This window comes from Klebsiella sp. MS 92-3 (assembly GCF_000195655.1).
In the GTDB taxonomy this organism is placed as follows: Bacteria; Pseudomonadota; Gammaproteobacteria; order Enterobacterales; family Enterobacteriaceae; genus Klebsiella; species Klebsiella pneumoniae.
Window position 1 is genome coordinate 32,749 of the sequence record NZ_GL882823.1, and the last position, 6,805, is coordinate 39,553.

At 58.2% G+C, this 6,805-nt stretch carries 6 protein-coding genes; 5 read left to right on the forward strand and 1 reads right to left on the reverse strand.

Annotation, left to right across the window (positions count from 1 at the left end; genetic code table 11):
- The first annotated feature begins 69 nt into the window (after nt 1–69).
- The 4 genes from HMPREF9538_RS10650 to glnB all read left to right on the forward strand — a co-directional run bounded on the left by HMPREF9538_RS10650 (nt 70) and on the right by glnB (nt 3,935).
- Nucleotides 70–1,491, forward strand: a complete 1,422-nt coding sequence (locus HMPREF9538_RS10650; RefSeq protein ID WP_004888415.1) for a sensor histidine kinase — start codon at nt 70–72, stop codon at nt 1,489–1,491.
- A gap of 29 nt (nt 1,492–1,520) precedes the next feature.
- Nucleotides 1,521–2,207 carry a two-component system QseEF-associated lipoprotein QseG gene (gene qseG / locus HMPREF9538_RS10645; RefSeq protein ID WP_002914033.1) on the forward strand — a complete coding sequence of 229 codons (687 nt, stop codon included), beginning with the start codon at nt 1,521–1,523 and terminating at the stop codon, nt 2,205–2,207.
- The gene (gene glrR / locus HMPREF9538_RS10640; protein ID WP_004149357.1) at nt 2,194–3,531 is read left to right on the forward strand and encodes a two-component system response regulator GlrR; all 1,338 of its coding nucleotides are present in this window, start codon (nt 2,194–2,196) and stop codon (nt 3,529–3,531) included. The genes qseG and glrR overlap by 14 nt, the downstream gene beginning before the upstream one ends.
- 65 nt (nt 3,532–3,596) lie before the next feature.
- Entirely contained in the window at nt 3,597–3,935 is a 339-nt protein-coding gene (gene glnB, locus HMPREF9538_RS10635) for a nitrogen regulatory protein P-II (protein WP_002914032.1), read from the forward strand.
- A 74-nt stretch (nt 3,936–4,009) separates the two neighbouring features.
- On the opposite strand, the gene hmpA is transcribed toward glnB, so the two are convergent.
- A complete protein-coding gene (gene hmpA / locus HMPREF9538_RS10630; protein ID WP_009485445.1) occupies nt 4,010–5,200 on the reverse strand; it encodes an NO-inducible flavohemoprotein in 1,191 nt (396 codons plus the stop codon).
- Nucleotides 5,201–5,525: 325 nt separating this feature from the next.
- Here hmpA and glyA point away from each other — a divergent pair, with 325 nt between their 5' ends.
- Nucleotides 5,526–6,779, forward strand: a complete 1,254-nt coding sequence (glyA, locus tag HMPREF9538_RS10625) for a serine hydroxymethyltransferase (protein WP_002914027.1) — start codon at nt 5,526–5,528, stop codon at nt 6,777–6,779.
- The last annotated feature ends 26 nt before the right edge of the window (nt 6,780–6,805 follow it).

Consider the following 6,805-nt stretch of genomic DNA (forward strand, 5'->3'; position numbering starts at 1 on the left):
GCGGTAGCGCTTTTCTCCGGCGCGCTCCTCAGTTAGCATCGACTAGAGCTAATGATTGAGACAACATCCTTGAAGCGACTCTCTCTTTTCCCCCGTTCGCTGCGTCAGCTGGTGACGCTCTCTTTTGTGCTGATCCTGCTGCCATTGCTGGTGCTGGCCTGGCAGGCCTGGCAGAGCCTGAACGCCCTTAGCGCCCAGGCGGCGCATATTAACCGTACCACCCTGGTCGACGCCCGACGCAGCGAGGCGATGATCAATGCCGCACTGGAGATGGAGCGCAGCTATCGCCAGTACTGCGTGCTGGACGATCCGACGCTGGCGCGCGTCTATCAAAACCAGCGGCAGCGCTACAGCCAGATGCTGGACGCCCACGCCGGCGTGCTGCCGGACGAGAAGCTCTGGCAGGCGCTGCGTCAGGATGTCAGCGATCTGGCGCAGCTGCAGTGTAAAAATAGCGGACCCGATGCCCAGGCAGCCGCCAGACTGGAAGTTTTCGCCAGTAATAACAGCGATATGGTGCAGGCGACCCGGGCGGTCGTCTATTCTCGTGGCCAACAGCTGCAGCAGGAGATAGCCGAACGCGGCCAGTTTTTCGGCTGGCAGGCGCTGGTGCTGTTTCTGCTGAGCCTGGCGCTGGTGCTACTCTTCACCCGCATGATTATCGGCCCGGTGAAAGGCATCGAAAGAATGATCAATCAGCTGGGGGCAGGAAAGTCGCTGGACGACGCCGCATTGTTTACCGGCCCGCGCGAGCTGCGATCGGTGGGCAAGCGCATCATCTGGCTCAGCGAGCGCCTGGCGTGGCTGGAGTCGCAGCGGCATCAATTTCTTCGCCATCTGTCGCATGAGCTGAAAACCCCGTTGGCCAGTATGCGTGAAGGTACCGAGCTGTTGGCCGACCGGGTCGCGGGGCCCCTGACCCCTGAGCAGCAGGAGATTGTCGAGATCCTCGACAGCAGTAGCCGTAACCTGCAAAAGCTGATTGAACAGCTGCTGGACTATAACCGAAAACAGGCCGACGGCCCGGTGGCTCGCGAAGCGGTGGACCTGGTGGAACTGGTGGAAAACGTCGTGGCGGCGCACAGCCTGCCCGCGCGGGCTAAACTGATGCATACCGAACTGACGCTGCAGGCGCGGCGTTGCCTGGCAGAGCCTGCGCTATTGATAAGCGTAATGGATAATCTCTACTCCAATGCGGTGCACTATGGTGCTGAATCCGGTAACATCCGTATCCATAGCTACCGGCACGGAGATCAGGTGCGTATTGATGTCGCCAACAGCGGCGAACCGATCCCGGCCGCGGAAAAAAACATGATATTCGAGCCTTTTTACCAGGGGAGTCACCAGCGTAAAGGGGCCGTTAAGGGCAGTGGACTGGGGTTGAGTATCGCCCGCGACTGCGTCCGGCAGATGCAAGGGGAGCTCAGCTTAGTTGATGCGCCCGCCGGGCAGGTCTGTTTTCGCATTACGCTTCCCTCAGCGCCGGAATAATCCAACTTATGAATCGATATCGGGGAACTATGTCCCAATTCCTGGCCTGGCGCCGTTCCCTCAGCGGATGGCTGCTTTCAGGCATTGCTTGTCTGACGCTGGCGGGGTGTTCCGCCGGCTTTTCACCGCATACCGCGGAAGGTACCGCCGCCCCCGGGCAGGCGCAGCATCAGGTGGCCGATTTTGTCGCGGTAGACTGCGCGGATATCTGGGCGCACAGCAGCGATGCCAGCGACAAAAATCCCCTCTACTGGCTGCGGGGCATTGACTGTGCCGATCGCCTCGCGCCGGCGCAGGCGCGGGCGGAGGCGAAACGCCATACCGACGACAGCTGGCAGGACGCGTTCCGTCGCGGCATCCTGCTTGCTGATGCTAAAATTACCCCTGAGGAGCGCCGCGACCTGGTGGCGCGTCTCGATACCTTCAGCCCGCAAATCGCCGTTCAGGTCCGCCCGCTGTATCAGCTCTGGCGCGACGGCCAGACCCGTCAGCTGCAGCTGGTGGAAGAGCGTGCCCGTTACGCTAAGCTTCAGCAGTCCAGCGATAGCGAACTGGAGACACTGCGTCAGCAGGAGCTGGCGCTGCGCGAGCAGCTGGAGCTGACCACCCGCAAGCTGGAGAACCTGACGGATATCGAACGCCAGCTCTCCAGCCGCAAGCCGGGCGGTAATTTTGGCAGCGAAAAAGTGCCGGAGGTGATCCATGACGATCCGTAAACCGGCGCGTTTACTGCTGGTGGATGACGATCCGGGACTGTTGAAGCTACTGGGCATGCGCCTGGTCAGCGAAGGCTACAGCGTGGTCACCGCCGAGAGCGGGCCGGAAGCGCTGCGCGTGCTGGGGCGTGAGAAAGTGGATCTGGTGATTAGCGATCTGCGGATGGATGAAATGGACGGCCTGCAGCTGTTTAGCGAGATCCAGAAGGGCCACCCCGGCATGCCGGTGATCATTCTCACCGCTCACGGTTCGATTCCCGACGCCGTGGCGGCTACCCAGCAGGGGGTGTTCAGCTTCCTGACCAAGCCGGTCGATAAAGATGCCTTATATAAAGCCATTGATGAGGCGTTGGAGCAGCGCTCGCCGGCCACCGACGAAGCCTGGCGCCAGGCGATTGTAACCCGCAGCCCGCTGATGCTGCGCCTGCTTGAGCAGGCCGGGATGGTGGCGCAATCGGATGTCAGCGTACTGATTAATGGCCAGAGCGGGACCGGGAAGGAGATCGTCGCCCAGGCGATCCACAACGCCAGCCCGCGTCATGATAAGCCGTTCGTGGCGATCAACTGCGGCGCGCTGCCGGAACAGCTGCTCGAATCCGAACTGTTTGGCCATGCGCGGGGCGCTTTTACCGGCGCGGTCAGTAACCGTGAAGGATTATTCCAGGCCGCTGAGGGTGGTACGCTGTTTCTCGACGAGATCGGTGATATGCCGGTTGCGTTGCAGGTGAAGCTGCTGCGCGTCCTGCAGGAGCGCAAGGTGCGCCCGCTGGGCAGCAACCGCGATATCGAAATCAACGTGCGGATTATCTCCGCCACCCACCGCGACCTGCCGAAGGCGATGGCCCGCGGCGAGTTTCGTGAAGACCTGTTCTACCGCCTCAACGTAGTGAATCTGAAAATACCGCCGCTCTCCGAACGCACGGAAGATATTCCGCTGTTGGCCAACCATCTGCTCCGTCAGTCCGCCGATCGCCATAAGCCGTTCGTGCGGGCGTTTTCCAGCGATGCAATGAAGCGGCTGATGGCCGCCAAATGGCCGGGCAACGTGCGCCAGCTGGTGAACGTGATCGAGCAGTGCGTGGCCCTGACTTCGTCGCCAGTGATCGGCGACGCGCTGGTTGAGCAAGCGCTGGAGGGCGAGAACACGGCGCTGCCGACCTTCGTGGAGGCGCGCAATCAGTTTGAGCTGAACTACCTGCGCAAGCTGCTGCAAATTACCAAGGGCAACGTCACTCACGCCGCGCGGATGGCAGGGCGCAACCGCACCGAATTCTATAAGCTGCTGTCGCGCCATGAGCTCGACGCCAACGACTTTAAAGAGTAGCTCCGCACTATAGCGCAAGTTATGATACGGTAAGCAACCGGTTACGCGATTAAGACAGGAACCCCATGAAAAAGATTGATGCGATTATTAAACCTTTCAAACTGGATGACGTGCGTGAAGCGCTGGCCGAAGTCGGCATCACCGGGATGACGGTAACGGAAGTGAAAGGCTTTGGCCGCCAGAAAGGGCACACCGAACTGTACCGTGGTGCCGAGTATATGGTCGATTTTCTGCCGAAAGTAAAAATTGAAATTGTGGTGACCGACGATATCGTCGATACCTGTGTGGATACCATCATCCGTACCGCACAGACCGGTAAAATCGGCGACGGTAAAATCTTTGTCTTCGACGTGGCGCGGGTCATTCGTATTCGTACCGGCGAAGAAGACGACGCGGCGATTTAACGCTCGCCGCTCGCTGCAGTATTGCCGGGTGGCGCTGCGCTTACCCGGCGTACAGATCCCCGCATCGTCGGGGCTTACAGCACCTTATGCGGGCCGAAGCATTCGTAATGAATGTTGTCTTTGTTGATCCCTAATTCGACCAGCTGCTTCGCTGCAAACTGCATAAACGCTACCGGGCCGCAGAGATAATACTGCATCTGCGGGTCGCGAAGATTGTCCGCCACTGCTGCTAAATCCATCAAACCTTCGCTATCAAAACGTCCAGCCTGACGGTCGGCCTCAGTCGGGGTGCGATACCAGACGTGAGAGGTAAACGCCGGCAGCGCCGCGCCGAGCGCCTTCACTTCATCGGCAAAGGCGTGAACGTCGCCATTTTCCGCCGCATGGAACCAGTTCACCTGACCCTGATGACCGCTCTTCGCCAGCGCATCCAGCATCGCCAGCATCGGCGTTTGCCCGACGCCGCCGGAGAGCAGGGTGACCGGCGTCTGCGGCTTAACGTTAAGGAAGAAATCTCCCGCCGGGGCGGCCAGATAGACCACATCGCCTTCGCTGGCATGGTTATGCAGCCAGCTGGAACCCTGACCGCCTTCCTCGCGTTTAACCGCAATGCGGTAGCCTTTGCCGTCCGCTTTGCGGGTCAGGGAATACTGGCGGATTTCCTGATATTCGAAGCCTTCCGGTTTCAGCCAGATGGCCAGGTACTGGCCAGGCTGGTAATCGGCGACCGGCTGGCCATCAACCGGTTCGAGCTCAAAGCTGGTGATAAGCTGGCTGCGCGGGGTTTTCTTCACGATGCGGAACGCGCGGGTCCCTTCCCAGCCGCCGGTTTTACTGGCGTTTTGCTGATAGATCTCGGCTTCACGGCCGATAAAGACGTTCGCCAGCACGCCGTAGGCTTTACCCCAGGCATCGAGCACTTCCTGGCCCGGGCTGAACATTTCATCGAGGGTCGCCAGCAGATGGCTGCCGACAATATTGTACTGCTCCGGTTTGATCTGGAAGCTGGTGTGTTTCTGGGCGATCTTTTCCACCGCCGGCAGCAGGGCAGGCAGGTTATCGATATTGCTGGCGTAGGCGGCAATAGCGTTGAATAACGCTTCACGCTGATCGCCGTTGCGCTGGTTGCTCATGTTGAAGATCTCTTTGAGCTCCGGATTATGCGCGAACATACGATCGTAGAAATGGGCGGTTAATTTCGGGCCGGTCTCTACCAGCAGGGGAATGGTGGCTTTTACCGTGGCGATGGTTTGAGCGTCAAGCATAGCGTGCTTCCTTATGTGTTATCTTAATGATGCATTTTAAATGCATCTTAAAGAAATAACCCTGCGTTGTAAATGGTTCTTTAACACATTCCCCCGATCCAGTTACAACATGAAGAATTTGCATCACAAACCTGAAAAGAAATCCGTTGATACTGAGAGAGGCGTTATTGCTCAAAGCCTTGTGTCATGCGGAGCCAATCGTTTGCGTAAAATCCTTTGTCAAGACCTGTTATCACAGAATGATTCGGTTATACTGTGGGCCGTTGTCCAATCGGACCGCCTTTTTAGGCCGAAATTTTATTGTTAGCTGAGTCAGGAGATGCGGATGTTAAAGCGTGAAATGAACATTGCCGATTATGATGCCGAACTGTGGCAGGCTATGGAGCAGGAAAAAGTACGTCAGGAAGAGCACATCGAACTGATCGCCTCCGAAAACTACACCAGTCCGCGCGTTATGCAGGCGCAGGGCTCTCAGCTGACCAACAAATATGCTGAAGGGTATCCGGGCAAGCGTTACTACGGCGGCTGTGAATACGTCGACGTGGTTGAACAGCTGGCAATCGACCGCGCGAAAGAACTGTTCGGCGCTGACTATGCTAACGTCCAGCCGCACTCCGGCTCCCAGGCTAACTTTGCCGTCTACACCGCGCTGCTGCAGCCGGGCGACACCGTGCTCGGTATGAACCTGGCGCAGGGCGGCCACCTGACTCACGGCTCCCCGGTTAACTTCTCCGGCAAACTGTACAACATCATCCCTTACGGTATCGATGAGTCCGGTAAAATTGACTATGACGACATGGCGAAGCAGGCTCAGGAACACAAACCGAAGATGATCATCGGTGGTTTCTCCGCTTACTCCGGTATCGTTGACTGGGCGAAAATGCGTGAAATCGCTGACAGCATCGGCGCTTACCTGTTCGTCGATATGGCGCACGTGGCAGGCCTGATTGCCGCTGGCGTGTACCCGAACCCGGTTCCGCATGCTCACGTTGTGACCACCACCACCCACAAAACCCTGGCGGGTCCGCGCGGCGGCCTGATTCTGGCGAAAGGCGGTAGCGAAGAGCTGTATAAGAAACTGAACTCTGCGGTATTCCCAAGCGCGCAGGGCGGCCCGCTGATGCACGTTATCGCGGCGAAAGCGGTGGCGCTAAAAGAAGCAATGGAGCCAGAGTTTAAAGTTTACCAGCAGCAGGTTGCGAAAAACGCCAAAGCGATGGTGGAAGTGTTCCTGAACCGCGGCTACAAAGTGGTGTCTGGCGGTACTGAGAACCACCTGTTCCTGCTGGACCTGGTGGATAAAAACCTGACCGGTAAAGAAGCTGACGCTGCCCTGGGCCGCGCAAACATCACCGTCAACAAAAACAGCGTGCCGAACGATCCGAAGAGCCCGTTCGTAACCTCCGGTATCCGTATCGGTTCTCCGGCAGTGACTCGCCGCGGCTTTAAAGAAGCGGAAGTCAAAGAGCTGGCTGGCTGGATGTGTGACGTGCTGGACAATATCAATGACGACGCGGTCATTGAGCGCGTGAAAGGTAAAGTGCTGGATATCTGCGCCCGCTTCCCGGTATATGCGTAAGCGTTAGCGTTGACATCAAAAAAAAA

Bases quoted from the DNA above. Each gene is read 5' to 3' on its own strand.
- glnB (WP_002914032.1), top strand. From the start codon at position 3,597: ATGAAAAAGATTGATGCGATTATTAAACCTTTCAAACTGGATGACGTG.
- hmpA (WP_009485445.1), bottom strand. From the start codon at position 5,200: ATGCTTGACGCTCAAACCATCGCCACGGTAAAAGCCACCATTCCCCTG.
- glrR (WP_004149357.1), top strand. From the start codon at position 2,194: ATGACGATCCGTAAACCGGCGCGTTTACTGCTGGTGGATGACGATCCG.
- qseG (WP_002914033.1), top strand. From the start codon at position 1,521: ATGTCCCAATTCCTGGCCTGGCGCCGTTCCCTCAGCGGATGGCTGCTT.
- glyA (WP_002914027.1), top strand. From the start codon at position 5,526: ATGTTAAAGCGTGAAATGAACATTGCCGATTATGATGCCGAACTGTGG.